At 64.0% G+C, this 24,926-nt stretch carries 26 protein-coding genes; 4 read left to right on the top strand and 22 right to left on the bottom strand.

The features are described 5' to 3' along the window. The first annotated feature begins 5 nt into the window (after window positions 1-5). On the top strand, window positions 6-407 hold the full coding sequence (locus tag OIT41_RS01020; RefSeq protein ID WP_264637209.1) for a VOC family protein: 402 nt from the start codon (window positions 6-8) through the stop codon (window positions 405-407). Between the two features lie 15 nt (window positions 408-422). On the opposite strand, the gene OIT41_RS01015 is transcribed toward OIT41_RS01020, so the two are convergent. The 18 genes from OIT41_RS01015 to OIT41_RS00930 all read right to left on the bottom strand — a co-directional run bounded on the left by OIT41_RS01015 (window position 423) and on the right by OIT41_RS00930 (window position 18,108). Further along, window positions 423-887, bottom strand: a complete 465-nt coding sequence (locus tag OIT41_RS01015; protein WP_264637208.1) for a Clp protease N-terminal domain-containing protein — start codon at window positions 885-887, stop codon at window positions 423-425. 7 nt (window positions 888-894) lie between these two features. Then, window positions 895-1,098, bottom strand: a complete 204-nt coding sequence (locus OIT41_RS01010; RefSeq protein ID WP_264637207.1) for a helix-turn-helix domain-containing protein — start codon at window positions 1,096-1,098, stop codon at window positions 895-897. 31 nt (window positions 1,099-1,129) lie between these two features. Continuing rightward, window positions 1,130-1,672, bottom strand: a complete 543-nt coding sequence (locus OIT41_RS01005) for a GNAT family N-acetyltransferase (RefSeq protein WP_264637206.1) — start codon at window positions 1,670-1,672, stop codon at window positions 1,130-1,132. Continuing rightward, window positions 1,669-2,124: an SRPBCC family protein gene (locus OIT41_RS01000; RefSeq protein WP_264637205.1), complete on the bottom strand. Its 456-nt coding sequence runs from the start codon at window positions 2,122-2,124 to the stop codon at window positions 1,669-1,671. Before OIT41_RS01000 ends, OIT41_RS01005 begins: the two co-directional genes overlap by 4 nt. Window positions 2,125-2,254: 130 nt before the next feature. Further along, complete coding sequence (locus OIT41_RS00995; protein WP_241707230.1) at window positions 2,255-3,748, bottom strand: CoA-acylating methylmalonate-semialdehyde dehydrogenase; 1,494 nt, start codon at window positions 3,746-3,748, stop codon at window positions 2,255-2,257. Then, complete coding sequence (locus OIT41_RS00990) at window positions 3,748-4,773, bottom strand: Gfo/Idh/MocA family protein (protein ID WP_264637204.1); 1,026 nt, start codon at window positions 4,771-4,773, stop codon at window positions 3,748-3,750. Before OIT41_RS00990 ends, OIT41_RS00995 begins: the two co-directional genes overlap by 1 nt. Then, on the bottom strand, window positions 4,770-5,657 hold the full coding sequence (locus tag OIT41_RS00985; RefSeq protein WP_264637203.1) for a sugar phosphate isomerase/epimerase family protein: 888 nt from the start codon (window positions 5,655-5,657) through the stop codon (window positions 4,770-4,772). The genes OIT41_RS00990 and OIT41_RS00985 overlap by 4 nt, the downstream gene beginning before the upstream one ends. Beyond that, entirely contained in the window at window positions 5,654-6,433 is a 780-nt protein-coding gene (locus OIT41_RS00980) for an SDR family oxidoreductase (RefSeq protein ID WP_264637202.1), read from the bottom strand. Before OIT41_RS00980 ends, OIT41_RS00985 begins: the two co-directional genes overlap by 4 nt. A 2-nt stretch (window positions 6,434-6,435) precedes the next feature. Next, window positions 6,436-7,467, bottom strand: a complete 1,032-nt coding sequence (gene iolG / locus OIT41_RS00975) for an inositol 2-dehydrogenase (RefSeq protein WP_264637201.1) — start codon at window positions 7,465-7,467, stop codon at window positions 6,436-6,438. A 91-nt stretch (window positions 7,468-7,558) separates the two neighbouring features. Then, window positions 7,559-8,491 (bottom strand): hydroxyacid dehydrogenase, encoded by a 933-nt coding sequence (locus tag OIT41_RS00970; RefSeq protein ID WP_264637200.1) that lies wholly within the window; start codon window positions 8,489-8,491, stop codon window positions 7,559-7,561. Window positions 8,492-8,562: 71 nt separating this feature from the next. Further along, on the bottom strand, window positions 8,563-9,579 hold the full coding sequence (locus tag OIT41_RS00965; RefSeq protein ID WP_241707224.1) for a LacI family DNA-binding transcriptional regulator: 1,017 nt from the start codon (window positions 9,577-9,579) through the stop codon (window positions 8,563-8,565). A gap of 2 nt (window positions 9,580-9,581) precedes the next feature. After that, a complete protein-coding gene (locus OIT41_RS00960) occupies window positions 9,582-10,793 on the bottom strand; it encodes a Gfo/Idh/MocA family protein (RefSeq protein WP_264637199.1) in 1,212 nt (403 codons plus the stop codon). Between the two features lie 29 nt (window positions 10,794-10,822). Continuing rightward, window positions 10,823-11,620, bottom strand: a complete 798-nt coding sequence (locus OIT41_RS00955) for an HpcH/HpaI aldolase family protein (protein WP_264637198.1) — start codon at window positions 11,618-11,620, stop codon at window positions 10,823-10,825. Further along, window positions 11,617-13,566: a 3D-(3,5/4)-trihydroxycyclohexane-1,2-dione acylhydrolase (decyclizing) gene (iolD, locus tag OIT41_RS00950; RefSeq protein WP_264637197.1), complete on the bottom strand. Its 1,950-nt coding sequence runs from the start codon at window positions 13,564-13,566 to the stop codon at window positions 11,617-11,619. The genes OIT41_RS00955 and iolD overlap by 4 nt, the downstream gene beginning before the upstream one ends. Window positions 13,567-13,588: 22 nt before the next feature. Then, complete coding sequence (locus OIT41_RS00945; protein WP_078106892.1) at window positions 13,589-15,019, bottom strand: aldehyde dehydrogenase family protein; 1,431 nt, start codon at window positions 15,017-15,019, stop codon at window positions 13,589-13,591. A gap of 31 nt (window positions 15,020-15,050) precedes the next feature. Then, complete coding sequence (locus tag OIT41_RS00940; protein WP_264637196.1) at window positions 15,051-15,977, bottom strand: ATP-binding cassette domain-containing protein; 927 nt, start codon at window positions 15,975-15,977, stop codon at window positions 15,051-15,053. A 14-nt stretch (window positions 15,978-15,991) separates the two neighbouring features. Continuing rightward, the gene (locus OIT41_RS00935) at window positions 15,992-17,041 is read right to left on the bottom strand and encodes an ABC transporter permease (RefSeq protein ID WP_264637195.1); all 1,050 of its coding nucleotides are present in this window, start codon (window positions 17,039-17,041) and stop codon (window positions 15,992-15,994) included. A gap of 71 nt (window positions 17,042-17,112) precedes the next feature. Continuing rightward, the gene (locus tag OIT41_RS00930) at window positions 17,113-18,108 is read right to left on the bottom strand and encodes a substrate-binding domain-containing protein (RefSeq protein WP_078106906.1); all 996 of its coding nucleotides are present in this window, start codon (window positions 18,106-18,108) and stop codon (window positions 17,113-17,115) included. 240 nt (window positions 18,109-18,348) lie between these two features. Between OIT41_RS00930 and OIT41_RS00925 the strand changes: the two genes are divergently transcribed. Next, the gene (locus OIT41_RS00925) at window positions 18,349-19,209 is read left to right on the top strand and encodes a sugar phosphate isomerase/epimerase family protein (protein WP_264637194.1); all 861 of its coding nucleotides are present in this window, start codon (window positions 18,349-18,351) and stop codon (window positions 19,207-19,209) included. A gap of 192 nt (window positions 19,210-19,401) precedes the next feature. Beyond that, window positions 19,402-20,448 (top strand): FUSC family protein, encoded by a 1,047-nt coding sequence (locus tag OIT41_RS00920; RefSeq protein ID WP_264637193.1) that lies wholly within the window; start codon window positions 19,402-19,404, stop codon window positions 20,446-20,448. 1 nt (window position 20,449) lies between these two features. Here the strand turns inward: OIT41_RS00920 and OIT41_RS00915 are convergent, their stop codons facing one another. Beyond that, window positions 20,450-21,226 carry an SDR family NAD(P)-dependent oxidoreductase gene (locus OIT41_RS00915; protein ID WP_241707214.1) on the bottom strand — a complete coding sequence of 259 codons (777 nt, stop codon included), beginning with the start codon at window positions 21,224-21,226 and terminating at the stop codon, window positions 20,450-20,452. Window positions 21,227-21,256: 30 nt separating this feature from the next. Here OIT41_RS00915 and OIT41_RS00910 point away from each other — a divergent pair, with 30 nt between their 5' ends. Continuing rightward, window positions 21,257-21,739: a hypothetical protein gene (locus OIT41_RS00910; RefSeq protein ID WP_264637192.1), complete on the top strand. Its 483-nt coding sequence runs from the start codon at window positions 21,257-21,259 to the stop codon at window positions 21,737-21,739. Window positions 21,740-22,086: 347 nt separating this feature from the next. On the opposite strand, the gene OIT41_RS00905 is transcribed toward OIT41_RS00910, so the two are convergent. The 3 genes from OIT41_RS00905 to OIT41_RS00895 all read right to left on the bottom strand — a co-directional run bounded on the left by OIT41_RS00905 (window position 22,087) and on the right by OIT41_RS00895 (window position 24,884). After that, window positions 22,087-22,296: a YegP family protein gene (locus OIT41_RS00905; protein WP_241707213.1), complete on the bottom strand. Its 210-nt coding sequence runs from the start codon at window positions 22,294-22,296 to the stop codon at window positions 22,087-22,089. A 62-nt stretch (window positions 22,297-22,358) separates the two neighbouring features. Continuing rightward, entirely contained in the window at window positions 22,359-23,180 is an 822-nt protein-coding gene (locus OIT41_RS00900; protein ID WP_264637191.1) for a class C sortase, read from the bottom strand. 234 nt (window positions 23,181-23,414) lie between these two features. Then, window positions 23,415-24,884, bottom strand: a complete 1,470-nt coding sequence (locus OIT41_RS00895) for a SpaH/EbpB family LPXTG-anchored major pilin (RefSeq protein WP_264637190.1) — start codon at window positions 24,882-24,884, stop codon at window positions 23,415-23,417. Window positions 24,885-24,926: the final 42 nt, after the last annotated feature.

Genomic DNA, 24,926 nt, shown 5'->3' with positions numbered 1-24,926 from the left:
TGCGCATGGCCGATATTCCAGTGGGTGCGCTGCACCACGTAGAGATTTGGGTACCCCACATCGACCGTGCGCAGGAAGAGTGGGGCTGGCTGTTGGCCGAACTGGGCTACGAACAATTCCAGGAGTGGCCCGAGGGGTGTAGCTGGAAACTCGGAGGCACGTACATCGTGATCGAACAGTCCACGGCGCTCACGGGAAGCACCCACCGAAGAACAGAACCTGGCCTCAACCACCTCGCCTTCCATGCCGGCACCAGAGAGAGCGTTGACCGGCTCCGGGAGCTCGGCGCCGACTCGGGCTGGTATGAGATGTTCGAAAGCAAGTATCCCCACGCAGGCGGGCCCGACCACTACGCCGCCTATCTGGTGAATACAGACGGCTACGAGGTTGAGCTGGTTGCGGGGTAGGGGCGGGGCATTCGCCTAAGAACCCGGATTCCGGAGCCGGGCCTTGAGGGCCGCCGTATCAACGCCCAGGTTATGGAGCAGGACGGCAGCCGGATCCGGTACCTGCCGTTCCAGCAGGCCAAGCATGAGGTGCCGCGTGGTGATCCTGCGGGCCCTCTCCCGGGTGGTCAGTATTAGTGACTCCTGAATGACTGAGCGGGCTGCCGAGGTGAAGGTAGTCCGGCTGCTTCCCTTCGGCGTATTCAGGGCACCAAAGTCGCCCAGCGTGATGCCAACGGATTCCAGCGCCTGCTGGTCGAGGGTGTCGAGCTGGGCGCGGGCGGATTCGAGGTCCGTCTCCAAAGTCCGGCAGCTCTCGGGGTCGTGGAGCAGCCCCAGCAGCAGATGGTCCGTTCCGATTCTCCGGTCTCCACGGCGTTTGGCTTCCTCGGCGCCGGCATGGACAGCAGTTCTTGCTTCGCCGGCAAATCGTTCAAACATGGCAGGCTCACTTTCCGTATTTGGCGTGGACCGACTGCTTGGAGACGCCCAAGGCGTCACCGATTTGTTCCCAGGACCAGCCCTGCTGCCGCGCGAGGGCCACATTGGTGGCCTCTACCTTTTCAGCCAGGCGATGCAGGGCGCCAACGGCGCGGAGGCCAATTGCCGGGTCCGCCGCCGCGATATGGGAAGTCAGCTCATCACCATCCATGCTGTCAGTTTGAACTGACAGCATGGATCTGTCAATCCAAACTGACGAAATCGGCTTGGGCAAGGATTGACTTGACGCGCCGCCGCATGGCGATCCTCGGCCAACGACTCAGGCCCACCAAACCCTCGCACTCGAGAATGCCCCGGAGTCCGTCGTCCAACAGCTCCGGTTCCAAGTCCTCAAAACCCAGTCGGCGATAGTAGGGCGCATTCCACGGAACATCGCGGAAAGTGGTCAAGGTGAGCCACTCCAGGCCCTCGGCCTGCGCCCACTTTTCGGCACCGTCGAGCAGTTCGCTCCCCAGACCCCTCCGCGCATGCGACGGGTGGACACTCAACTGCTCCACGTGCGCATTTCCGTCGAGGTGTTCAACCAGGAGATAGCCCACCGGAACGTCTGATGCGTCGGCGAAGACCAAAGCACCGCCCCGTGACTGGAAGATCGCCAGCTCCGTGACGGTCAGGGGCTCGTCGTCGGCGATGGCGTCCATGCCGCAAGAGCGGAAGATCTCCCCCGCGGCGAATTCGATCCCGCGGAGTCGTTCAAGTTCGTCCGGCCGTGCCGCCCTGATCATGCGGCGGCACTGTTGCGGGCAAGATATTCGTTGCGCTGCCCAATGAGATTCTGCAGGTATCGCCCCAGGAACGCTTTCTCCACCAGCCGGCCCACGACGCCGAAGGGCGCCGCGAACTCGACGCGATCGATCATGAGCGTGCCGCCGTCGTCGGGAAGGAACTCGTGCACGTGCCGGAAGAAACGGAAGGGTCCCCGCACTTGCTCGTCCGTAAACGACTCCGGAAAGCGGTACCGGGTGATCCGGCTGCTCATCCGCAGGGGTACCGCGAAATGCCAGGCCTGCCAGGTGACCTCGTCGCCTTCCGAGAGCAGTCCGGACACGACGCCGGCAACCGCACGTTCCCGGGACTTGGCCATGGAGCCAACGTGGGCGTCGACGTTGCGGGCGAGATCGAAGAGTTCCCCGGGCTCCATTCCAATATGCGTACGGCACGTGAACGACACAGTCATGCTTCGATCCTGCCACCGTTTCGAAACCCCCGTCGACCCAACTAGCTGGCAGTTGTTGTCGTTATGAGGCTCCAAAACGACATTAACTGCGAGCCAGTTGGGTGGGAGGCCGGGCCCACGCCGGTGGGGACTAGTTGGACGGGAAGTTGTACGAAGCTCCCGAAGCGTGGGCGGACTCGGGCCAACGGGACGTGATGACCTTGCCTCGGGTGTAGAAGGAGACGCCCTCGGGGCCGTAGATGTGCTTGTCGCCGAAGAGCGAGGCCTTCCAGCCGCCGAAGGAGTAGTAAGCCACGGGAACCGGCAACGGCACATTGATGCCGATCATGCCAACGTCAACTGAACGTTGGAATTTCCTGGCGGATGCCCCCGAGGAGGTAAAGATCGCGGTCCCGTTGCCGTACGGATTGGAGTTGATCAGCCTGATGCCTTCATCGAGGTCCTCCACCCGCACCACCACCAGGACCGGGCCGAAAATCTCCTCCTGATAAGCGCTCATTTCGGTCTTGACGTGGTCGATCACGGTGGGGCCGACCCAGAAACCGTCCTCATGCCCAGGAACCACGAGGTCCCTGCCGTCCACGACCATCGCGGCACCGGCCTGCTCCGCCTCGGTCACCGTCTTGACGATGAACTCCCGGGACTCGGGGCTGATCACGGGGCCCATGTCGGCGTCGGCGTCGGTACCGTTCTTGACCTTGACGTCGAGGGCACGCTCTTCGACCTTCTTGACCAGCAGATCCGCGGCATTGCCGACGGCGACGGCCACGGAGATTGCCATGCACCGTTGCCCGGCGGAACCGAACGCTGCGGCGGCCAGGTGGTCGGCGGCGTTGTCCAGGTCGGCGTCGGGCAGCACGATCGCGTGGTTCTTTGCCCCGCCCAGCGCCTGGACCCGCTTGCCATGCGCCGTCGCCACTTCCAGGATGTGCTTCGCGACAGGGGTGGACCCCACGAAGGAGATGGCGTCCACGTCCGGGTGCGTGAGGAGCCCGGAGATGACATCACGGTCACCGTGCAGGACCTGGAACACGCCGTCGGGCAAGCCGGCGTCTCGGAACAGTTTCGCAAGCAACATCGCGGCCGAAGGGACGCGGTGCGAAGGCTTCAGGATGAAGGCGTTGCCCGTCGCGATCGCCATCGGAGCCATCCACAGCGGCACCATCACCGGGAAGTTGAATGGAGTAATGCCGGCCACGACGCCCACGGGCTCCCGGAACGAGAAGACATCGATGCCCGTGGAGACCTGGTCCGAATACTCCCCCTTGAGCAACTGCGGAATGCCGCAAGCGAACTCGATGACCTCCAGGCCCCGGCCGATCTCGCCCTTCGCATCGGAAATGACCTTGCCATGTTCGGCGGTGATCAGGGCCGCGAGTTCGTCCACATGGGCAGCGACGAGCTCACGGAACTTGAACAACACGGCAGTGCGCTTGGCCAGCGAAATATCGCCCCAGGACGCTGCGGCCTTCTTGGCGATGGCAACCGTCGCGTCCAAATCGGCGCGGTTGGCCAACCGCAACTCGGCAGTCACGGCACCCGTGGCCGGGTTGTAGACAGGCTTGGTGCCCGTGCCGCTGCCGGCGGCCTCGGTTCCGCTGATGAAGTGGTTGATGATGGTCATTACTGCTCCTGTAGTAGGTGGTGCTCCACGGCATGAACGTCGTTGACATCCCGCGGCAAGCCGGTGGCGAGTGATTCCTGGAGCGCCAGGCGGACGGCCAGGTTCTGTTCGGTCAATTCCCTCTGGACGAGCTCGGGTCCGGAGTTGCGCACCCACGCGCTGAACCGTTCGATTTCGGTCTTGAACGGGTCTTCCCCGATGTCGACGGACTCAGTCCGACCGTCGCGGAAGGACACCGTAACGCGGGCAATTTCGCCCGGGTCCGGGTCGAAGGCCTTGTCCAGGGTGATCTGGCCTTTCGTGCCGATGATCTGGAACGTGTTGGTGCGCGGGCCCTCGAAACCGCAGTCCAGCGTTCCCAGGACGTCCCCATAGTCCAGGATCGCGGCCATAGTGGTTTCCACCGCGTCCGTGCGGCTTGTGCCTTTGCCGAAGACGGTTTCCGGCGCGCGGCCCATGACCATGTTCATGATGTCGACGGCGTAGCAACCGACGTCGTTGAGCGCACCTCCGTCCATTCCCGGCTGGAGGCGGACCTCGCCTTCGCTTCGGTCCATGACGAAATGGAAGCGGGCGTGCATGGACACCAGCTCGCCGATCTTGCCCGAGTCGATGAACTCACGGACTTTCTGGTGCTGGGGGTGGAAGCGGTACATGAACGCTTCCATGAGGTTAACCCCGTTGCGTTCGCAGGCTTCCAGAACCCGGTGGTAGTCGTGGGTGTTGGCGACGAGCGGCTTCTCGCAGAGGATGTCCTTGCCAGCTTCGGCAGCCGCAACAATCCAGTCGGCGTGCAACGAGTTGGGGAAAGGCAGGTAGACGGCTTCGATGCTTGGATCGGCCAGCAATTCCTCGTGGGAAGAATAGGCGGACGGGATGCCGAAGCGCGCTGCGACGTCGGCCGCCTTTCCGTTCGGGCTGCTGATCGCCGAGGCAACGGCATTCCGGGCCCGGCTCATGGCCGGCAGGAACCGCCCTTGGGCGATCCGTGCCGTGGTCAGCACTCCCCAGCGGACGGCGCTCATCGGTCGATTTCCGCTTCGAGCTGGCGCAGGAACGAGACCGACTGGCGGACGTCCCCGACCGGACCGTCGTCGGTGGGTTCGGAATCCAGGATGGTGTCCTGCTCCATGGTGAACCAGCCCTCGTAACCGGCGTCCAGCAGGTTCCGGACGATTCCGGCGATGCCGACGTCGCCTTGTCCCAGGGGCACGTACATGCCTGCCTTGACGCCGTCAGTGTAGGAGATCTCGCCGGCCTGGACCCGCTGCGCGAGGGCCTTGCGCACGTCCTTCAGGTGGGTGTGGCCGATCCGCGAGGCGTAGTCGCGAACCAGAAGGGCAGGGTCGGTGCCGCCGATGAGCAGGTGGCCGGTGTCCAGGCACAGGTTCGCCGCGGTGTCGTTGAGGACCCGGTCAACATCCGAGGTGCTTTCGATCATGGTTCCCACGTGCGGGTGGACCACCGCCTGGATACCTTTGTCCGCGGCGGCCTTTACCACTGCGTCAAGGTTCCTGCCGAACAGCTCCCAGCCTTCGGCGTCGAGCTCGTGGCGCTGATCGTAACCTGCGACGCCGGTCTCCGCGGCGAGGACCATGACGCTGGCCCCGGCAGCTTCGTACGCGTCCAGCTCAGCGGACACAACATCCAAAGGGTTCCTGGACGGATCGTGCAGGATGACCGGGAAGAAGCCGCCGATCGCCTGGAGGTTGTGCCGCTTCAGCACTTCCGCACGTTGGGCGGCCTGTTCGGGCAGGAATCCGGCCGGGCCGAACTCGGTGGCGCTGATCCCCAAGGCGGTCATTTCGGACAAGACCCTGTCGGCCTCAAGCTGGTAGCCCCAACCGGGGACTTCGCAAACGCCCCAGGAAATGGGTGCTGCGGCAAGACGCTGGGTGATGGTGCTCAATCTGATCCTCCGTATACGTTTTGGTCCCAGTCGATGACCGAGCCTGTGACAACACCGCTCCGGTCGGAGAGGAGAAAGACAATGAATTCGGCGATCTCGTCCACTTGTCCGAGCTTTCCCATGGGGACGGATGCGTTGGCTTTCTCCAGCCAGTCCGCCCCCGCGCCGTGGAATTTCTTCTGGGTTTCGGCTTCGCCGTCCGTGGCGGTCCAGCCGATGTCCACCCCGTTGATGCGAATTTTGTCCCAACGGTGGGCATGCGCCGCGTTGCGGGTTGCTCCGGCCAGGCCAGCCTTGGCCGCCACATACGGCGCCAAGTACGGCTGCCCGCCGAGTTCGGCGATCGAGATGACGTTCACGATGCTTCCTGGCACACCCCTGCTACAAAGATGCTTGATGGTTTCGGCCATGATGAAGAACGGCGACTTCAGGTTCACTGCGATGTGCGCGTCGAAGAGCTCGGGCGTCGTGTCCAGCATGGTGCCGCGGGTGGTCAGGCCGGCCGCATTGACCGCGCAGTCGAGTTGCCCGAAGACGCTGATGGTCTCAAGCACTGAGTTCCGGGCCTGTTCGACGTCGGCAAGATCGGTCTTGATGAACCGGGTTTCGACGCCGGATGCCGTGATTTCCGCGGCGAGCCGTTCACCCGATTCCGCGTTCCGGCCCGTGACGGCGATCCCGGCTGCACCCTCGGCCGCCGCGCGTCTCGCGACTCCGGCGCCCAAGCCCTGCGTGCCCCCGCTGATCAGGATGACTTTGTCCTGGAGAAGTGGCATGGCTAGAGCTGCCCGATCTTGACCGAATTTTCGATCCTGACAGCGCGGCCGGAACGGGCGGACTCTTCAGCCGCGTTGGCCAAGGCGAGTGCCTGCAGGCCGTCGTCGAACCCCGGGCTGCAGGGGATGCCTGCGCGGATGGCCTTGGCGAAGCTGTCCAATTCGTTCCGGTAAGCCGCGGCGTAACGCTCCAGGAAGAACGGCAGGTAGGCGTCAGACTCTTCGGTGCCCGCGGCGCCATACTTGCGCACCGTCGTCGGGGTGACGTTGCCTGCGCTGAGCATCCCCTCGCTGCCGAACGCCTCCAGTCGCTGGTCGTGGCCGAAGGCGCTGTGGCGGGAGTTGGTAATGGTGACCAGCTCGCCGCCGCGGCCCTTGAGGGTGATGACAACCGAGTCGAAGTCCCCGGCTTCCTCGATGTAGTCGCAGAACATGTTGGCGCCAGTGGCTGAAACTTCGATGATGTCAGGGACGAAAAACCTGGCCATGTCGAGGTCGTGGATGCTCTGGTCCCGGAAGATCCCGCCGGAGGTGGCGATGTAGGCAGCGGGCGCAGGTGCGGGATCGCGGCTGATAATCGTCAGCTGTTCGAGGCGGCCGATTTCCCCCGCCGCGACGCGCGATTGGATGGCCGCGAAGTGGGGATCGAAGCGGCGGTTGAACCCAAGCATGAGGGGCGTGTTGTTGCCCTTGATCGCGTCGCGGCAAGCGAGCGCACGCTCGATGTCGAGGTCGATCGGCTTCTCGCAAAGAGCTGCCACGCCTTGCGCCATGGCGCGCGAGATCAGGTCCACGTGCGTGCTGGTGGGCGATCCGATCACGACGGCGTCAAGGTCACCGTTCGCGAAAACCTCGTCGGCTGACTCGACGGCGACAGCGCCGGTCCCGGCCGCCAACGTGCGGGCTCCTTCAATGAAAGGGTCGGCGATCCATGCCAGTTCCAGGTCCGGGTGCTCGGCGATGTTCCGGGCGTGGACCTGCCCGATGCGGCCGGAACCGAACAACGCGACCTTGAGGGGGCGTTCAGTGGACATGTGTGGGGTCCTTTCTAGCGGTTTGCCCGGGAAAATCCGGACGTGGGTTGGTTCTGGATGGCGGACGGGGACGTGCCCAGCTTCAGAGCGGTCACGGGGTTGCCACCGCGGCGGGTGCGCGGCCCGCGAGGACGTCAACCGCGCCTTGGGCGGCATCCCTGACCGTGTGGGCCATGCCTTGACGGGTGAATCCCATCAGGTGCGGAGTCAGGACGACGTTTTCGTGGTCGAACAAGGCGTGGTGGGCGGGCGGCTCGGGATCGTACACATCCAGTCCGAGCCCCGAGAGCTGCCCGGACTGTAGTGCCTCGTGGACGGCGTCGAGCTCCACGAGGCCTCCGCGGCTGCAGTTGATGAGGATCGCTCCGGGCTTCACGGCCGTGAGCCGGTCCGCGTTGATGAGGTTGTGGTTTTCCGGTGTCAGGGGCGCGTGGAGGGTGATGAAGTCGCTGCCTGCAAGGAGCTCCTCCACGGTGCCACAGCGGATCTCGGCGGGGATTTCGGCGAAAGGATCGTAGGCCAGGACTTTCAGCTCGAAGGCCTCGGCGATACGCGCCACCCGGCGGCCTATGCGGCCGTAGCCGATGATGCCGAGCGTGAATCCCTCGAGGTCTCCGACGCCGACGGCGGCACGGTGCTCCCAGCGTCCCTCGCGGACCAGCGAGGTCAGCGGAGAGAGCTTCTTGACGAGCGCCAGCAGGTGGGCGAACACGCCTTCGGCCACCGAGGCGGTGTTGCTTCCGGGCGTGATGACCACCGGGATTCCGCGTCGGCTGGCTTCGGCGACGTCCACGAGGTCCGTTCCGACGCCGGTCCTGGCGATGACTTTGAGGGCGGGCATGCGGTCCAACAGTTCCCGGTCCACGCGGTAGGCAGCCCTGACGATCGCGGCATCGGCGTTGGCCAGGTCCTCGTCGGTGGGGTCCTGGATGAGCCGCTGGTGTTCGGAGAGCAGCGGTTCCACGAGGTCTGGCTCGACGCTGCCGAGAGCAACAAAGATTTGGGGTGTGGTTATGGAAGCCATCGTCATCCTTGAAGATGTGGAGGGGTATGTGGGCGGCGCCGGGAATGGCGACCGCTGATAGGTCTAGAAAGTTAGAGGCCCAGGAGGCTGGATTTCCGCACGACCAAGTGGGGCGTGACGGAATGGTGGACGAACCCGCTGCCTTCACCATGGATGCGTTCCAGGAGGGTCTTGGCCCCCGTGACGCCGATGGTGGCGCTGTCCGGGTCGACGGTGGTCAGTCCCAGGCGCGGCATGGCACCGAGCGCGATGTTGTCATAACCGGTGACGGCTATTTCGACGCCGCGTTCATCGGCAGCTGTCATGGCTCCAAATGCGGCGAGGTCGTTGATGCAGGCCAGCGCTGTGGGGCGCTGGTGCTCGGAGCGGGAGGCCAGGGCCCGTTGCGCGGCAACATAGCCGGACTCCTGGAAGAAGTCGGCGTCGACCACGCGGATATAGCGGGCCAACCCGTGCTCTTCCATTGCCGCCGAATACCCGTCCACGCGTTCCCTGCCAACCGAGCCACCAAGACCGCCAAGGTGCACGATGTTCTCGTGTCCCTGGGCGATCAAGTGCTCAACAACCATGGACATGCCGAGGGCGTCGTCGCTTCGCACGATATCGGCGGTGTCGATGTAGTCGGGTCCGCCACCGGCAAAGACCACAGCCCCGCCTGAAACGGCGCGGCTGAACGGTGCTTTGTCAGGCACGGTTCCTACGACGAGCAGGCCCGCGACCCGCAAGTCCCGGAAGGCCTGCAGGATGGACTGGTCCACTCCCCTGCCCGCCGCCGTGACCGCACTGAAGAGGACGGTGTGCCCGGCCTCTTCGAGTACGGTCCGTGCGGCGTCGGCGACGTCGAAGGCCCACGGGTTGTGCATGTCGCTGACCAGCACACCGATGGTTCCGCTGTCCCGTGTTGCCAGTGACCGGGCCGCGAGGTTCAACTCGAAGCCCATCTCCTCAACAGCCTTGAGCACCCGCTGGCGGCGTTCGTCGCTGACGCGCGGTGAGTCGCGCAGCACGAGCGAGACCAAGGACTTGGAAACGCCGGCGCGTTCTGCCACGTCCATGATCGTCGGCCGCCGGGCGGATGGAGGTGCCATGGTTATGCCCGCGCTGCCGTGGTGCCGTGGATTTCCTCGATCTTCTGCCATTGACCGGACAGCGAGGACGCTTCCGCGGCGCTGACAATGGCAGCGGCTGAAGCGGCATCGTGGATGTTGGAGTTTTCCTGCGCTCCTCCGGTGACGGCAACGAGGAACTTCTTGGCCTCGATGACCTTGAGGTCGTCAAATCCCATGCTGTTGCCGGGCCCAGGTTGGAAGTGGGAGTAATCCCCATGGCGCGGGCTGGCGTTGACGGTGGTGTAGCCCTGCTCGTCGTTGTTGCGGCCCAGGCAGACCTTGAGTTCGTTCATGCGCTCGAAGTCCCATTTGAGCGAGCCTTCGGTCCCGTAGACCTCGATCTGGTAACCGCATTCGGGTCCAACGGCAACGCGGGAGGATTCGATGGTGCCGACGGCGCCAGCCCCGCGGGCGAACGGGCCGAATCGGACCAGCGCTGCAGCGTAGTCCTCATTCTCGACCTCTCCCATTTCACCGTTTTCGATCACCGCGAAGTGCGTCCCTGACCCCATCGCCAGTTTGGGGCGCTGCGTGTAGACCGTGCTTGTGAGCGCGGTTACCTCGGCGATCGGCCCAACTACATATTGGCACAGGTCCGTTGCGTGGCTGAACAGGTCCGCCAGCACGCCGGTACCGGCAAGTTTCCGGTCAAAGCGCCAGGACAGCGCACCGTTGGGTTCGGACGCGTACCCGGAGAAGAACACGGCGCGGACGTTCGTGATGCGGCCGAGCCGCCCGTCCGCGATGAGCTTCCTGGCGTGCTCTACTGCCGGGGCGTGGCGGTAGTTGTAGCCGATGGAAGTCACGACGCCGGCCTCCACGGCGGCTTCCTGCACGGCTGCGGTTTCCTCATAGCCGCGTCCGACGGGCTTTTCGATCCAGAAGTGCTTGCCGGCTTTGGCCGCCGCGATGCCGATTTCGGCGTGCAGGAAGTTGGGGGCGCAGATGGAAACGACGTCGACGTCCGGGTGGTTCAGGACATCGTGGTAGTCGGTGGTGCCCTCCGCGAAGCCAAGGACATCGCGGGCGTAGTCCACCCGGTCCGGTGCCGTGTCCGCCGCGATGACGAGCTTGGTGGTCAGGCCGAGCTCCGGGTAGGCGTAGGGGACCGTCTGGTAGGCGCGCGAGTGGAGCTTTCCCATCCATCCGACGCTGATGAGGCCTACACCGACTGTGCGGGATTCTTGGCTCACGTTATTGCCTTTCTCATTGAAAATTCTTGTCAGTTGCGGGCGGTGTCAAAAGCGTCGCGGAACGCCGCCGCCATAATGGTGGAGTCCGAGCCGATGGCCACGAACCGGAAGCCCTGGCGGACATACTTGGCTGCCGCCACGCCGTCCACAGCGAGGATGCCGGCCGCTTTGTTGTGCAGCTGCGCGGCGGCGACCACCCGTTGCAGTGCTTCTTGGAAGGCGCTACTATCCAGTTGCATCGGCACACCCAGGGCGAAGGACATGTCCATCGGTCCGACGAAGAGGACATCCACGCCGTCCTGCGCCGCGATCTCCTCGACGTGCTCGAGTGCGTCGACGGTTTCGATCTGGACGATTCCGACGGTTGACTGCCGGTCCGCGCTCAGCGGAGCCCTGTCCATGCCCCAGCGGCAGGAGCGGTTGTAGGTTGCCACGCCACGGTCGCCGTAGGGCGGATAGAGCAGGTGCTTCACGGTTTGTTTGGCTTCTTCAACGGTGTTCAGTCGGGGCACCATGATGCCTGCCGCGCCTTGATCGAGCACGCGACCGATGCGGATCCGTTCCCCGCTTTCCACGCGGACAAGAGTGGGGACGCCGTAGCTTCCGGCCGCAAGGACACCGTCGCGCACGGCATCTTCACCGCCGGAACCATGCTCAAGATCGATGAGGACCCAGTCCGCGCCGGCAGCGGCGCACACTTCCACCGCGGTGGCCGAAGCCATGCCAACGAAGGTCCCCACTGTGACTTCCCCGGCCGCCAAGCGGCGCCGCAGCCGGCCGCCGTCGAGCGGTCCGCCGTCGTAATTGCTGCCGCCCGAGGCGTTCATCCGAACCACCGCTGGCGGCTCTTTGCCCGCTCGTAGTCGGCGCGGAGGGTGCGGACCCATTCCTGACCGGACACTTCTGCGGGAGCTACGTCCCACCAGACATCGCCGCCGGGCAGGTCGACGTGGGGAACGGTTGGCACCACGATCACGACTGGTCCTTGGGTGTCGCGGGTGGAGGCCAGCGCTTCCCGGACCTCTGCCGCAGTGCTTGCCCGGATAGCGAGGGCGCCCAGGCCTTCGGCGATCTGCCGCAGGTCCACCTTGAGGTAATCGCCGTCCAGCCGCGCCTTGGGGGCGTCGTCGACGGCGACGCTTCCACCGGTGGTGCGGTAGCGGAACTCGTTGCCGAACTCGCGTCCCATGCGGTTCATCTGGAGGCGGTGGATGACCTGGTAACCGTGGTTTTCGGAGACGACCACCGTGACGTTGAGTCCTTCCTGGGCCGCCGTGAGGATTTCGGTGGGTGCCATGAGGAACGTGCCGTCGCCGATGAAGGTGACCACGCGGTTGTCGTTGTTGCCCTCTGCTAAGCGGACGCCCATGCCTGCCGCGATTTCGTAGCCCATGCAGGAGAAGCCGAATTCCAGGTGGCAATTGCGATTGCCCGTGGCGTCCCAGACTTTTTGCAGGTCGCCGGGGGGTCCTCCGGCCGCGGCGATGATGGTGTCGCCGGAGCGGGCGTGCTCCTGCATCAGTCCGATCAGTTGCGGCTGGGTCAGGACGGCTCCGGTGACCGGCGCGTCCGGGTGGTCTTCGGGGCGGTAGGCAGTGTCGGCGTCGAGCCATTGGGATCGGATCGGGGCCCACTTCGCCTTCTCGGAATGGACAGTTTCCTGCCAGTTTTCGGCGGTGCTGTGCCCTTCCAAGGCCCGGGCAAGTGCTTCCAGGCCGAGGCGTGCGTCCGCGAGGATGCCGGTGGCGCCTTGCTTGCGGGTATCGGCGTCCACGATGTTCAAGGATGCGAACCGCACGTCCGGGTTTTCGAAGATCGACTGGGAGCCGGTGGCGAAGTCGGTGAGGCGCGTGCCGACGCTCAGGACCAGGTCGGCTTGCTTGACCAGGGTGTTGGACGCGAAGTTGCCCTCCAGTCCGACGCCGCCCACTTGCCACCATTCGTCCTTGGTCACGGCGCCCTTGCCGCCGAAGGTCTCGACGACGGGAATTCCCGTCTGTCCCGCCAGCGCCTCGAGTGCGGCGTGGGCGTCGGAGTAGTGGATGCCACCGCCGGCGATGATCACCGGACGCTCGGCAGAGCGGATGAGCCGGGCGACGTCGTCGACCTCTTCCAGGTCCGGCAGCGGCCGCCGGATCTTCCAATCGCGCGGCTCGAAGAATTCGGCCGGGAAGTCGTAGGCATGGGACTGCACGTCCTGGGGCAGCGAAATGACCACAGCGCCGGTGTCAGTGGGGCTCGTGAGCACGCGCATTGCCTGCGGAAGGGCGGTCAGGAGCTGCTCCGGGCGGTTGATCCGGTCGAAGAACCGCGATACGGGCCGGAACGCGTCGTTGACCGTGGCATCGGCCTCGGTGGGGTGTTCGAGTTGCTGCAGCACCGGGCCCTGGTGCCGGGTGGCATAGGTGTCGCCCGGCAAGAGCAGCAGCGGGATCCGGTTGACGGTTGCCAGGCCCGCGGCGGTGACAAGGTTGAGCGCGCCCGGGCCGATGGAGGCGGTGACGGCGAGGACTGCCTGGCGACGGCTCGCCTTGGCATACGCGGTGGAGATGTGGGCCAGGTACTGCTCATGCCGGCCTTGGATGAACGGCATGTCGTCGGCCAGTTCGTCCAAGGCCTGTCCCAGGCCGGCCACGTTGCCGTGGCCGAAGATGCCGAGGGCTGCGGGGACCAGGCGGCGGCGGACGCCGTCGGCCAGCGAATACTGTGCGGACAGGTACTTGATGACCGCTTGGGCCGTGGTGAGCCTGATGGTCTGCGATGGTGTGGTCATTGCCTTATTCCCGTTGTCGTGGTTACCAGGGGCGCCCGTGCAGGACGACCGTCTTCTCTTCGGTCATTTCCTGGACAGCGGAACGGACGCCTTCCTTGCCGATCCCGCTGCCTTTCAAGCCGCCGTAGGGCATGAGGTCGGCCCGCCACAGCGGCGACCAGTTGATGTGGATGTTGCCGGCATCGATCTGCCGCATGGCCTGGACCGCTCCGGCGACGTCGTTCGTGAAGATGCCGGCGCCCAGGCCGTACTCGTTGTCGTTCGCCATCGCGATGGCGCTCTCCATGTCCTGCGCGGACGAGACTGCGACGGCGGGTCCGAACAATTCGTTCCGGCTCAGCGGCGACCGGGGGTCGACCCCGGCGACGACGGCGGGAGTCACCACGGCGCCGTCACGGTCACCGCCGGTGAGGACCCGGGCGCCCGAATGGCGGGCTTCAAGGATGGACGTGTGGACGCGTGCTGCTTCCTCTTCGGAGATCAGCGAGCCGAGCCGGGTGTCCTCTTCCTTGGGGTTGCCCACGGCAATCGCTTCGACCTTCGGGACCAACGCATCCAGGAAGTCTTTCTCGACGCGACGGTCAACGATGACCCGCTGCACCGAGATGCACACCTGGCCCGCGTTGACATAGCCGCCGGCAGCCACTGCGGTGGCGGCGAGTTCGAGATCGGCGTCCGGCAGGATGATCACCGGGCATGAAGCGCCCAGCTCCAGGGACAGCTTCTTCACGCCCGCGATCGAGCTGATGTGCGTCCCGGTGCTCGTGGAGCCTGTGAAGGACACCTTGCGGACCCGCGGGTCCGTCACCAGCACGTCGCCCAGGGAGCTGCCGGGTCCGGTGATCACGGACAGGGCTTCAGGCGGCAGGCCGGCGTCGACGAAGCACTGTGCCAGCTTCAGCGCCGTCAGCGGCGTTGCGCGGGCCGGTTTAAGTACGACGGCGTTACCGGCTGCCAGCGCGGGTGCGATTTTGTGCAACACCAGCAGGGCCGGGTAGTTGAACGGCGTGATGGCGACGACGATGCCCACAGGCTGCCGCAACGTGAAGCCGATCTTGTCCAAACCTGTCCCGGCGTTTGCGTCCAAGGGAAGCGTGGAACCATACAGCTGGCTTCCCTCATAGGCAGCAAGGCGGATGATGTTGCCGGAGCGGCTGGCCTCGCCCCGCGCCTCCGTGATGGGCTTCCCGGTTTCGGCGCTAATGGTCTGGGCGATGTCCTCGGCGCGTTCATCCGCGAGTGCGGCTGCCCGCAGGAGGATGTCGACGCGGACATGGGCCGGCGTGGTCCTTTGCAGGTGGGCGCCGATCTCGGCCCGGTCAAGGGCGGCCTGGGCGTCCTGGACCGTCGCTACGGGGACAGTGTCGATCGTCCGGCCGTCGAAGGGTGAGCGGACTTCCTCGGTCCGTCCGTCGGCGGCGCCGCGCCAGTTTCCGGCTATGAGCATTTCCATGGTGGCTCCATCAGGTTGTAGACGTTCGCGCTTAGTGGCGCTTGGCGTTGCTTTCGTATGCCGCGTCGGTGACTTCGGCGACTTCGGCTTGGACTTCCTTGAGGGCTTGGGTGTGTCCGCCGAGTTGTTCGAGTTCGTGGGCGAGTTCTGCCAGTTCCGCGCCGCCGGCCATCTGGGCGGTGAGTTCGTCCAGGGTGATGTCTTTCTTGTCGTAGTAGCCGATGGACTTGCCGCGTTTGAGCAGCAGGAACCGGTCCCCGACGGGGAAGGCGTGGTGCGGGTTGTGCGTGATGAAAATGACGCCCAGGCCCCGGTCGCGGGCCTGCAGGATGTAGCGGAGCACGACGCCGGACTGCTTCACGCCCAGCGCCGCGGTGGGTTCGTCCAGGATCAGCACTTTCGCCCCGAAATACACGGCGCGGGCGATCGCGACGCATTGGCGTTCACCGCCGGAGAGCTGGCCGATGGGTTGTTCGACATCGCGCAGGTCGATGCCCATCTCGGCCAGTTCCTTCAGGGTGATGTCCTTCATTTTCTGGACGTCCATGGACTTGAACGGCCCGAACCCGGTGGTCAGTTCCGAGCCGAGGAAGAAGTTCCGCCAGATCGGCATCAACGGCACCACGGCCAGGTCCTGGTACACGGTCGCGATCCCGGCGTCCAGGGCGTCCCGGGGCGAGTTGAACTTCCGCTCTTCCCCCATGATCTTCAACACCCCGGCGTCGTGCTGGTGCAGGCCGGCGATGATCTTGATCAGCGTGGACTTGCCGGCACCGTTGTCCCCCAGCACGCAGGTGACGCGGCCGTTGTCCACGGCCATGGTCACGTCGCGCAGGGCGATGATGTTCCCGTAGTGCTTGCCCACCGCGTCCAGGGAGAGCAGGTGCACGGGGGTGTGGGTCAGCGGGTCCTTCTCCTCGCGCAGCAGGGTCTGCTGGTCGATCTGTTTGGCATTCATGTTCTTGCGCCCTTCTACTTCAGCTCTGCGCGGCGTTTGACGATGAGGTTCACGATGGTGGCCAGCAGCAGCATCAGGCCCAGGAAGAACTTGAACCAGTCCGGGTTCCACTGCGCGTACACGATGCCCTTGTTCGCCATCCCGAAGATGAACGCACCGATCGCACCGCCCACCGCGGACCCGTACCCGCCGGTGAGCAGGCAGCCGCCGATGACCGCGGCGATGATGTACAGGAACTCGTTGCCCACACCCTCCCCGGACTGCACCGCGTCGAACGCGAAGAGGTTGTGCATGCCCAGGATCCAGCCGCAGAACCCGACCGCCATGAACAACCCGATCTTCGTCTTCGTCACCGGCACACCCACGGCGCGGGCCGCGTTCGCGTCCCCGCCCACAGCGAAGATCCAGTTGCCCACCTTCGTGCGCAGCAGCACCCAGGACGCGACCGCGACCAGGAAGATCCAGAAGAACACCGTGATCTTCACCTCGACCCCGCCGATGCTGATCGAGGACGCGAACACCGCATGGGCCGAATCGAAACCATCCAGCTTCGAAATCGACGGGGACGACACCGACCCCCCGATCAGGCGCGTCAACGCCAGGTTCAGGCCCGTAAGCATCAAGAACGTCGCCAGCGTCACAATGAACGACGGCAGCTTCGTCTTGACCAGGATCCACCCATTGATGAAACCGATCGTCAGGGAAACCAGCAGGGCGATGATCACCCCCACCCACGCATTCATTGAGAAATTCCAGCTGAAAAGCGACGCGGTCAGGGCCGAGGAAATCACGGCCACACCGGTGGAAAGGTCGAACTCGCCGCCGATCATCAACAACGACACCCCCACCGCCATGATCCCGATCGTCGAGGAACCATAAAGGATCGTCGCCAAAGCATTCGGCTGGGTAAACGTCCCGGACACCGAAGCAAAGAAAATGAAGAGGACAACCGCCCCCACCAGGGCACCGACCTCAGGACGGGCCATCAACTTGCTCAACGGGCTCCGCTTCGCGACCCGCTCATCCGCGGCAGTTTTGGGTGCCGGGGCAGTAACTAAAGCCATGGAACACACTTCCTTCTCTGTCAGCTCGCGCGGCAAGGGAGTCATGCCGCGCGAGCTGAACCATCATCGGATTAGCGGATGCCCTGCTGAACGAACTTCAGCACATCGGAAATGTTGGACTTGTCAACGATCGTCGGACCCGTGAGGACGGGCTGGCCGCCACCGATCTTGAAACCACCAAGCTTGTTCTGCCAGATTGCGTCAATGGACATGTAGCCCTGGAGCCACGGCTGCTGGTCCACAGTGAACAGGACCTTGCCATCGTTGATCGCCTGCGCGAGCGCGGGGTTCAGGTCGAAGCTGGCCACCTTGATCGGGCTGTTGGCATCTGCCACGGCTTTGATGACGGTCAAGGTGATCGGTGCGCCGAGCCCGATGATCACGTCGGCATCCTTGCTGGCCTGGAGCTTCGCCGTCGCGGTGGACTGTACGGCCGTCATATCGGCCCCGTTGACATAAAGGATCTCAGTGCCCGGAACCTTCGTCTTCACACCCGCGCACCGCTGTTCGAGTTGCACCTGTCCCTGTGACTGGATCACGCAGATGGGGTGCTTGTAGCCCTGCGACGCGAGCTTGGCGCCGACCGCTTCGCCAGCCAGGGTCTCGTTCGATCCGAAGTGGGTGAACGCCCCCATCTGCGCGGAGACGTCCCCACCAGCGTTGAAGCTCACCACCGGGATGCCCGCGTCGGTAGCCTTTTTCAGCACATCCTTCATGGCGCCCGGGTTGGCGATCGTGACCGCGATGCCATCGACCTTCTGGTCAATGGCCTGCTGCACGAGCTGGGACTGGCGCCCCGCGTCGGCATCACTCGTGTAAAGAACCTCGACATTGTCCTTCGCTGCCGCGGCCTCCGCACCCTTGCGCACGATATCCCAGAAGGTATCGCCAGCCTCGGCGTGGGTGATGAGCGCAACCTTGATCCGCGGAGTGCTTGCCGCTTGGCCGCCACCCGCGGCGTTGGCGGTGTCGGCCGGCTTTCCGCCCCCGCTTGAGCATGCTGCCAGGGCCAGAAGCGGTACTACGGCCAGCGCCACTGCGCCTCGCCGCCAATTGAACTTTGCCACGTGAGATCTCCTTTGATGTCGCGTACTTCGACCGTCGACCCCGTTGCTGTGCCTTCAAAGACATGGTGGGAGGACGGAACCATCTAGCTGTGAACGGATGTGATCCACATCGCTTTGTGGAACGCTCCAACGCTAAATCAAGGCTTGACCAATTGTCAATGGAGCGTTCCAATTAGATTGTGACTGGGTATCCACGCCCTCACCTGCCGCAACTAGCCGCGCACCGGCGCGAGGAGAACGATGACGTACTCAAGCACACCCGAACTGATTGCGACTTGCTGGACCAGCGCAGGGAATATCGCGCCGTTGACTAGCCCGGAGATCAGTCCCGTCCCCATCGTCGAGCGTTTGGAAGCAATCGCCTCAACCGGATGGGCAGGCTTTGGATTGGCGTACGACGATCTCGTCGTTGCAAGGGACACCATCGGTTTCTCCGGGCTTAAGAATCTCATTGACCAAGCAGGCTTCCGCCACGTCGAAGTCGAGTTGCTCACGAACTGGTGGGATGATTCCCTGTCCCATGAATGGAGGCCGCAGTTCGAGCTGCTCCTCGATGCCGCGGAAACGCTGGGGGCGCGCTTCATCAAGATTGGAACGGCGTTCGGCGAGCCATTGGAAGATCTTGATTTCCTGGTGGAGCCGCTGCGACGGCTGACAACCGAGGCCTCGGAAAGAGGAACCCGGATTGCCCTTGAGCCCATGCCGTTCTCGATGGTCGGATCGATTCCCGCGGCCGCCGAACTCATGAGGTCGGTCGATATGCCCGAATGTGGCCTGGTGGTTGACTACTGGCATGTCTTCCGTGCTGGAACGAGCTTGGAGGAACTGTCCCGCAGCGTGACCGCCGAGCAGATTTTAGGGGTGGAACTCAATGACGCTGACGCGGAAATCAAGGGCACGCTCTTCGAGGACACTCGCGACAATCGCCGCCTTTGCGGAGAGGGCGACCAAGACGTCGCAGGGTTCATCACAACGCTCCAGGCCATCGGTTTTAAAGGGCCGTGGGGTGTGGAAATACTCTCCGAACAACACCGCACACGTCCGGTTCGCGAAGCGCTGGAATCCGCCCGCTCGACGGCGCTTGCCTGCTTCCCCGCCTGACGCGCCTCCCGCCAACCCAACTGACTCGCATTTGTTGTCGTTATGGGGCCTCATAACGACAACAAATGCGAGCTAGTTGGGTGGGGACGCACAGAGAAACGTTGTGACCCAGCTAATGGCGCGGATCTCGGGGTGCTGATAACTTCCCAATGATCGGCTGAATTGATTGGTGGTGTCCCGTTGCGATCAATCATGGCCCATTTCCGTGCGCTCAATACCGTTCCACCGGCAAGCAACGATCACCTGGCTGCCGTCCGCGTCGCACTGAGCGTCGCCGTGCCGGCGCTGGTGCTTCTTGCGGTTGGCCGCGCGGACCTCATCATCTACGCCGTGTTCGGCGCCCTGACCGGCATGTACGGCCGTGCCGAGTCGCACCAATTGCGGCTCAAGCACCAGGCCCAGGCTGCAGCGGTGCTCCTGGCCGGTGTCTCGGTGGGCACGTTTTTGTCCGTCTCCCATATCCACTCGTGGGGATTGGTAGTGGTCGAGACGCTCTTGGCAGGCGTGGGCTCGCTGTTCTCGGACAAGGTGCGGCTCAAGCCCAACGGGCCCTTCTTCGGAATTCTGGCATTGGGGGCATGCGCTTCCGTCCCCGCGCACATTCCATTTTTCGCTGCAGTCCTGATCTGCGCGGCATCGGCTGCGTTCTCGATGGTGGTTGGCTTCGCCGGATGGCTTCGGTACCGGGGGTGGGAACGCGGTGCCATCCGGGACATTCCGGCATTCAACACTCAGCTGCGGCAGGCAGCCGGGCTTCACGCGGCAAGGTATGTGCTCGCCGTCGGCGCGGCAGGTGCTTGCGGAGTGCTCACGGGCAGCGGGCACCCGCACTGGGCCATGTTCGCGGCAGCTGCCCCGCTGGCCGGTGCCGACACCCCGGGGCGGCTGCACCGCGGCATCCACCGCATCGTGGGGACGTTCCTCGGATTGGCGATTGTCGCCGTCGTACTCTTTCCGGGACCGCTCTCTCCGCTGCACTATTTCCCCGGGCAAACCACCATCATCCTGGCCCTGCTGGTGATCGGTTTCCAGTTCCCCACCGAGTTGTTCATGGCTCGGCACTACGGCTGGGCCATGGTGTTCTTCACTCCGTTCATCTTGCTCATGACTCAGTTGGCGGCGCCCGCGGATCCTGGAGTGCTCGTCCTGGAACGCGGAGTAGAGACGCTCGTGGGAGCCGTGATCGGGATCGCCGTGGCCGTGCTGGTCCAAGCGCCCCGGCTTACTTCGCGGGGCTGATCTATTTCAGGGGCCTCCGGGGCGGACCCGACGTAAGCTTCGCCGGCAGGAAACGCATGACGGCGGTGATCGCTTTGTACCGCTTCGTCGGGATGGATACCCCTTTGCCCTTGGCGTTGTCTTCCAGTCCTTCCCGGACAACGCGCTCGGCCTTGAGCCACAGGAAACGCGGAGCCACCGATTTGTCCATGCCCATGCGATCGTGGAATTCGGTGTGGGTGAACCCCGGGCACACCGCGGTGACCTTCACACCGCTGCGGGCATAAGCAGTGTTCGCCCAACGGCTGAAGCTGACTTGCCAAGCCTTGGCTGCCGAATAGCTTCCCCGGTTCGCGAACGCCGCAACGCTCGCGACGTTGATGATCCTCCCGGACTTGCGTGCCAGCATCACTTCCAAGGCCGCGTGGCACAGCTCTAGGGGTGTCTGGACATGCAGTCGCAAATGCCGCTTTTCGTCTTCCACATCGTTCTTCTCGAAAGAATTCAGCAATCCGATTCCAGCATTGTTGACCAGCACGTCCACCGGCCGCGAAGCGTCACGCAGCCTGGCTGCAACAGCCGCAACCCCGACGTCGGAGGTCAAGTCCGCGGGCAGGACCTCCACCGAGATACTGAAGTCCCGCTCAAGCACCTCAGCGCTTGCCCGCAGCCGCCCCTCGTCGCGCGCCACGAGGACGAGGTGATGGCCGGATTCGGCCAGTTGGCGCGCGAATTGGGCGCCGAGTCCGGCAGTAGCCCCGGTGACCAAGGCGGTGAGTTCGTTGGCACGAGTTGTCATGCGCCCAGACTAGCCCCGTTAACCCTCCGTGTGGTGATGTCCGTCCCGGCCGTCAAGCGGCATCTTGACGGCGGTACTCGTTCGATTCCTGTGCTCGCGGTAGAGTGCCTCAAAATGCGCCCGTATAAACCGCCGAAGGGCGGGGCAGCGGCTGCCAAAAAAAGGGGGGAACAGACAGTGGACGAAGCTCATGCCCGGATTGAATTCCGCGAAATCGACGAGCACGGTAATTCGCTGGAGCATCACCTAGAGACACCTGAGGCCGTCCGAGGGGGCTCGGTGAATCCGTTCATCATCGGGCTGTGGGCACTGGAGGTGGCGCTCGTCATAGGCATCATGGTGATCATCAACGAGGCTATGACCCCGTTCACCCCCAGTCCGGGAAATACGATGCCCCCCGCGTACTTCTTGACAATCATGATCCCGCAGCTTCTCCTGGCCGGGGCCCTGATCTTGGCGACGCTGCTGTTCTGGCACGCTTGGCAATGGCAGAAACGGAAGGCACAAAAGTAGGCACCTTCCCGGGATGGCAGGAAAGACGCCGCGCATTCGTCTCGCTTACAGCTAGGACGGAGGTGGCGTGCGGCTGGGGTCTCAGATCCAGCCGCACGCCGTGCAAGGATCCATTGATCCCCGCACGCGCCCCGGGCCGTGAGTCGCATGGGGGCGCACGGCCCCATGGGCACGGCCTGGCATGCGGTCCATCGGGAACGAGCTCCTTCGTTGCGGCCCCCAACAGGTCCGCCAGGAGTCTCATTCCACCCATGCCAGGCACTAACTATGTGTCGCGGGGACATGAATCGTGTCGCGAACGTCGCAAGTTCTTTCCGAAAGAACCGTCGAAATGCCGGGTTCATGATTTATTCGGCGGGCCGGTCTTCCGGCATCGAAACGGTGAGATCAACGATGCGTCCCTTGGCCGCGGCTTCGCGCACTGACCAGATTGCTGCGATGGCCGCATCCTCGTCCTCAAAAGCCTTGGAAGTGAGCAGGACGTCTCCATTTTCAGTGACGAGTTGGAACCGGAGGTGGGCGTCCGCGTCAACGTAGAGTTTGAATTGTGAGGCCATTGCAGTGCTTTCTTGTCGGGGGGTAGGTGCGCTTCAGGCCTTGCGTTCCTCAAGCGTTTGAATCATCGGCTTCGCCGGCGGTTCCAAGCCCGGGAAGCCAGGTAGAAGGCGAGCAAGCCGCCGATGAAATAGACCACCCAGAACGGGAATCCGATGTTGGATTGGCGTCCCGCGAGGGTTTTCTGTTCCGGCGCGTCTTTGGGGATGTCCGCGATCCGGGAGGCGTGAACAAGGAGCCGGTGCGAGTTGACTCCAATGGGTGTGCACGTGACCAAGGTGACGGAGTCCTGGCCAGGGATGATTTTCAGTGAGGAGATGTCATCCGGCTTGACCACTTCGATCCTGTCCACTTTGTAGAGGAACGTGTGGTCCATGACTTCGGTGGAAAAGATGTCACCCGTTTTCGCGCTGTGGAGGGGATTGAGGAGTTCCGCGTTCGGGATTCCCGAGTGCGACGTGAGCACGCTGTGAGTGCCGGGGCCGCCGACGGGAAGGGAAGAACCATAGAGATGGCCGACTCCTTTGGCAAGGACGTCGTCGCTGGTTCCGTGGAAGATCGGCAGATCGATGTTCAGGGACGGGTAGCGGAATCTTCCGATCACCTCGTCGTTGGCGACGTTGAGCTGGCTCTGATAATCCCGCAGCTGCCCTTCCAAAGCCGGGGCCGGGGCGTGGGCGGAGTACGGGTCCCGCAGCTGTCCGGCAGGGATCCGGGAGTTGTATTCGCGTGCCCGGTCCAACACTTTCGTCCGGGCAGAGGGTTCAAGCTGTTCGACTTCCTGCGCGTAGCCGGAAAGTTGGTTGTTGTGGGATATCGAGCTGAACCAGTCGGCTGCCTGGGGGTAGAGGACCAGGCCCAGACCGATGGCGGCAACGACCATCATGGTCACAAATCTCCGGTCGGCATGGCCACGCCTGATGTTTGTGCGTCCACGCGTCCCTTTTCGGGGGCGCCGACGGCCGCCGTCCGGACCGGTTTCGGAACCCTCCATGAATTCTTTGAGGGTTTGGGGCATTGGGGCCTCTTGCTGTGATGGACGGGAGAGGTATGGGGCATCCACCATACTGGCGGATGCCCCATACCCTGCATCAAGGGGATGCGGGTCACCGAGGGGTGTTTACTTTGCCTCGTTGCGCTTCCGTCGGCCGGTGACCATGAAGAGACCGGTGCCTGCCAGCACGAGGATCCCTCCGGCGGTCAGGGCCCAGGTTCCCACACCACCGGTGAGGGGCAGCTGGAACCCGGCGTTGTGCGGGACGTTGTTGATCGTCACTGTGACCACTGACGGGTCGTTGCTGGTGACCGTGGTCTCGACGGGCTGGGCGAGCAGCTCGTAGCCGGACGGGGCCTTGGTCTCCACAAGCCAGTAGCTCTGGTAGCCGGGCTGGCCCGGGGTCACTGTTGCCCCGTTGGCCCAGTTGGAGTAACGCAGTCCGGAGATCACCAGGTTGCCGCTGGCATCGGTGGTCCAGGAACTGGCACCTCCGACGCTGATCGCGTTCGTGCCGGCCAGGGCATCGGCCTGGGTCGGGTAGACCGCGAACACGGCACCGGCCAGGGCCGCGGAGCTCTGGGAATCCTTCTTGTGCAGCACGATGTCGCCCCACTTGGTAATAACTGGAGGAGTGACGACCGGACCGTTGGGCTGGCCCGGGGTGATGGTGAAGCTGGCCGCGTTCGGGTAGACAAGAGCCGTGTTCGCGATCTCACCGACCGTACTGACGGTGGAGTTCACCGTCACCAGGACCTTGGCCGTGGGGTTGGCCGCGAGCACGGCCCGGCCGGTGGCGGTGAAGTCGACCGTGAGGGTATTCGTGGCCGTGTCGAACACGACCGTGTAATCGGTGTTCAACACCAGTGCCGGGTTGTTCGAAAGCGCCACTGTCGAGCTGGTGTAGCTCAGCTTCGAATCGAGCTGGTCGACAATCCGGTATCCATCGATCGGGTTCACGTTGGGAATGTCGGACGTGATGGTCCACGTCACCGCGTCACCAAGCTTGATCGCGGAGGCGTCGTTCACGGTCTTCGTCGCTGTAGTCACGGCGTTCTTGGGATAGACGTTCACGTCATACAGCCAGCTGTTCCCGCCCGCGGGGTCCGTCATCGGAAGGGTCACCAGGAACGGGGCCGAGGGAGTGACACCGGCAGGATAGCCGGTCTCCGTCACCAGATACAGGCCCAGGGGAAGGTTCCCCAGGCTCGCCGTTCCGTTCGCGTCCGTCGTGGTCGTGGAGCCCGGGGTGGCCGCCTGCGCCGCGGCCTGGGCCGGCGTCAAGGCTGACGCGGCAGTCCAGCCCGCGTTGGTCGTCAGGTCAATGTTGTTGACCTTCTGCACTGTGAACGTCACCCCGGCCATCGGGGTCAGTGCCGCGGTCTGGGCCGGGGTCAGTGCCGTTCCATCGTTAGGCAGGTTCGTCGGCGTCGCCGGCTTCTCGTACTTATGGATGGTCAACGAACCCGTCTTGGACGGATCGATGTTCGCGGTGTTCGCCGCGTGTGCACCTCCGGCTCCGAGGGCGAGCATCCCAGCTGAGGCTATTGCGGCGAAAGAGGCTATTATGCCGCGCCTCACCTTCGATGATTTCATCGTGTTCCTTTCTTGTTCCCCCATTGATTTGCGCGGAGCTGC

The organism is Arthrobacter sp. YA7-1 (assembly GCF_025960325.1).
GTDB lineage: Bacteria > Actinomycetota > Actinomycetes > Actinomycetales > Micrococcaceae > Arthrobacter > Arthrobacter bambusae_A.
The sequence above is the reverse complement of the archived record's forward strand: the minus strand, read 5'-3'. Positions and strand labels throughout refer to the sequence as shown.

Bases quoted from the DNA above. Each gene is read 5' to 3' on its own strand.
- OIT41_RS01020 (WP_264637209.1), top strand. From the start codon at position 6: ATGGCCGATATTCCAGTGGGTGCGCTGCACCACGTAGAGATTTGGGTA.
- OIT41_RS01015 (WP_264637208.1), bottom strand. From the start codon at position 887: ATGTTTGAACGATTTGCCGGCGAAGCAAGAACTGCTGTCCATGCCGGC.
- OIT41_RS01010 (WP_264637207.1), bottom strand. From the start codon at position 1,098: ATGGATGGTGATGAGCTGACTTCCCATATCGCGGCGGCGGACCCGGCA.
- OIT41_RS01005 (WP_264637206.1), bottom strand. From the start codon at position 1,672: ATGATCAGGGCGGCACGGCCGGACGAACTTGAACGACTCCGCGGGATC.
- OIT41_RS01000 (WP_264637205.1), bottom strand. From the start codon at position 2,124: ATGACTGTGTCGTTCACGTGCCGTACGCATATTGGAATGGAGCCCGGG.
- OIT41_RS00995 (WP_241707230.1), bottom strand. From the start codon at position 3,748: ATGACCATCATCAACCACTTCATCAGCGGAACCGAGGCCGCCGGCAGC.
- OIT41_RS00990 (WP_264637204.1), bottom strand. From the start codon at position 4,773: ATGAGCGCCGTCCGCTGGGGAGTGCTGACCACGGCACGGATCGCCCAA.
- OIT41_RS00980 (WP_264637202.1), bottom strand. From the start codon at position 6,433: ATGCCACTTCTCCAGGACAAAGTCATCCTGATCAGCGGGGGCACGCAG.
- iolG (WP_264637201.1), bottom strand. From the start codon at position 7,467: ATGTCCACTGAACGCCCCCTCAAGGTCGCGTTGTTCGGTTCCGGCCGC.
- OIT41_RS00970 (WP_264637200.1), bottom strand. From the start codon at position 8,491: ATGGCTTCCATAACCACACCCCAAATCTTTGTTGCTCTCGGCAGCGTC.
- OIT41_RS00965 (WP_241707224.1), bottom strand. From the start codon at position 9,579: ATGGCACCTCCATCCGCCCGGCGGCCGACGATCATGGACGTGGCAGAA.
- OIT41_RS00955 (WP_264637198.1), bottom strand. From the start codon at position 11,620: ATGAACGCCTCGGGCGGCAGCAATTACGACGGCGGACCGCTCGACGGC.
- iolD (WP_264637197.1), bottom strand. From the start codon at position 13,566: ATGACCACACCATCGCAGACCATCAGGCTCACCACGGCCCAAGCGGTC.
- OIT41_RS00945 (WP_078106892.1), bottom strand. From the start codon at position 15,019: ATGGAAATGCTCATAGCCGGAAACTGGCGCGGCGCCGCCGACGGACGG.
- OIT41_RS00940 (WP_264637196.1), bottom strand. From the start codon at position 15,977: ATGAATGCCAAACAGATCGACCAGCAGACCCTGCTGCGCGAGGAGAAG.
- OIT41_RS00935 (WP_264637195.1), bottom strand. From the start codon at position 17,041: ATGGCTTTAGTTACTGCCCCGGCACCCAAAACTGCCGCGGATGAGCGG.
- OIT41_RS00925 (WP_264637194.1), top strand. From the start codon at position 18,349: ATGACGTACTCAAGCACACCCGAACTGATTGCGACTTGCTGGACCAGC.
- OIT41_RS00920 (WP_264637193.1), top strand. From the start codon at position 19,402: ATGGCCCATTTCCGTGCGCTCAATACCGTTCCACCGGCAAGCAACGAT.
- OIT41_RS00915 (WP_241707214.1), bottom strand. From the start codon at position 21,226: ATGACAACTCGTGCCAACGAACTCACCGCCTTGGTCACCGGGGCTACT.
- OIT41_RS00905 (WP_241707213.1), bottom strand. From the start codon at position 22,296: ATGGCCTCACAATTCAAACTCTACGTTGACGCGGACGCCCACCTCCGG.
- OIT41_RS00900 (WP_264637191.1), bottom strand. From the start codon at position 23,180: ATGATGGTCGTTGCCGCCATCGGTCTGGGCCTGGTCCTCTACCCCCAG.
- OIT41_RS00895 (WP_264637190.1), bottom strand. From the start codon at position 24,884: ATGAAATCATCGAAGGTGAGGCGCGGCATAATAGCCTCTTTCGCCGCA.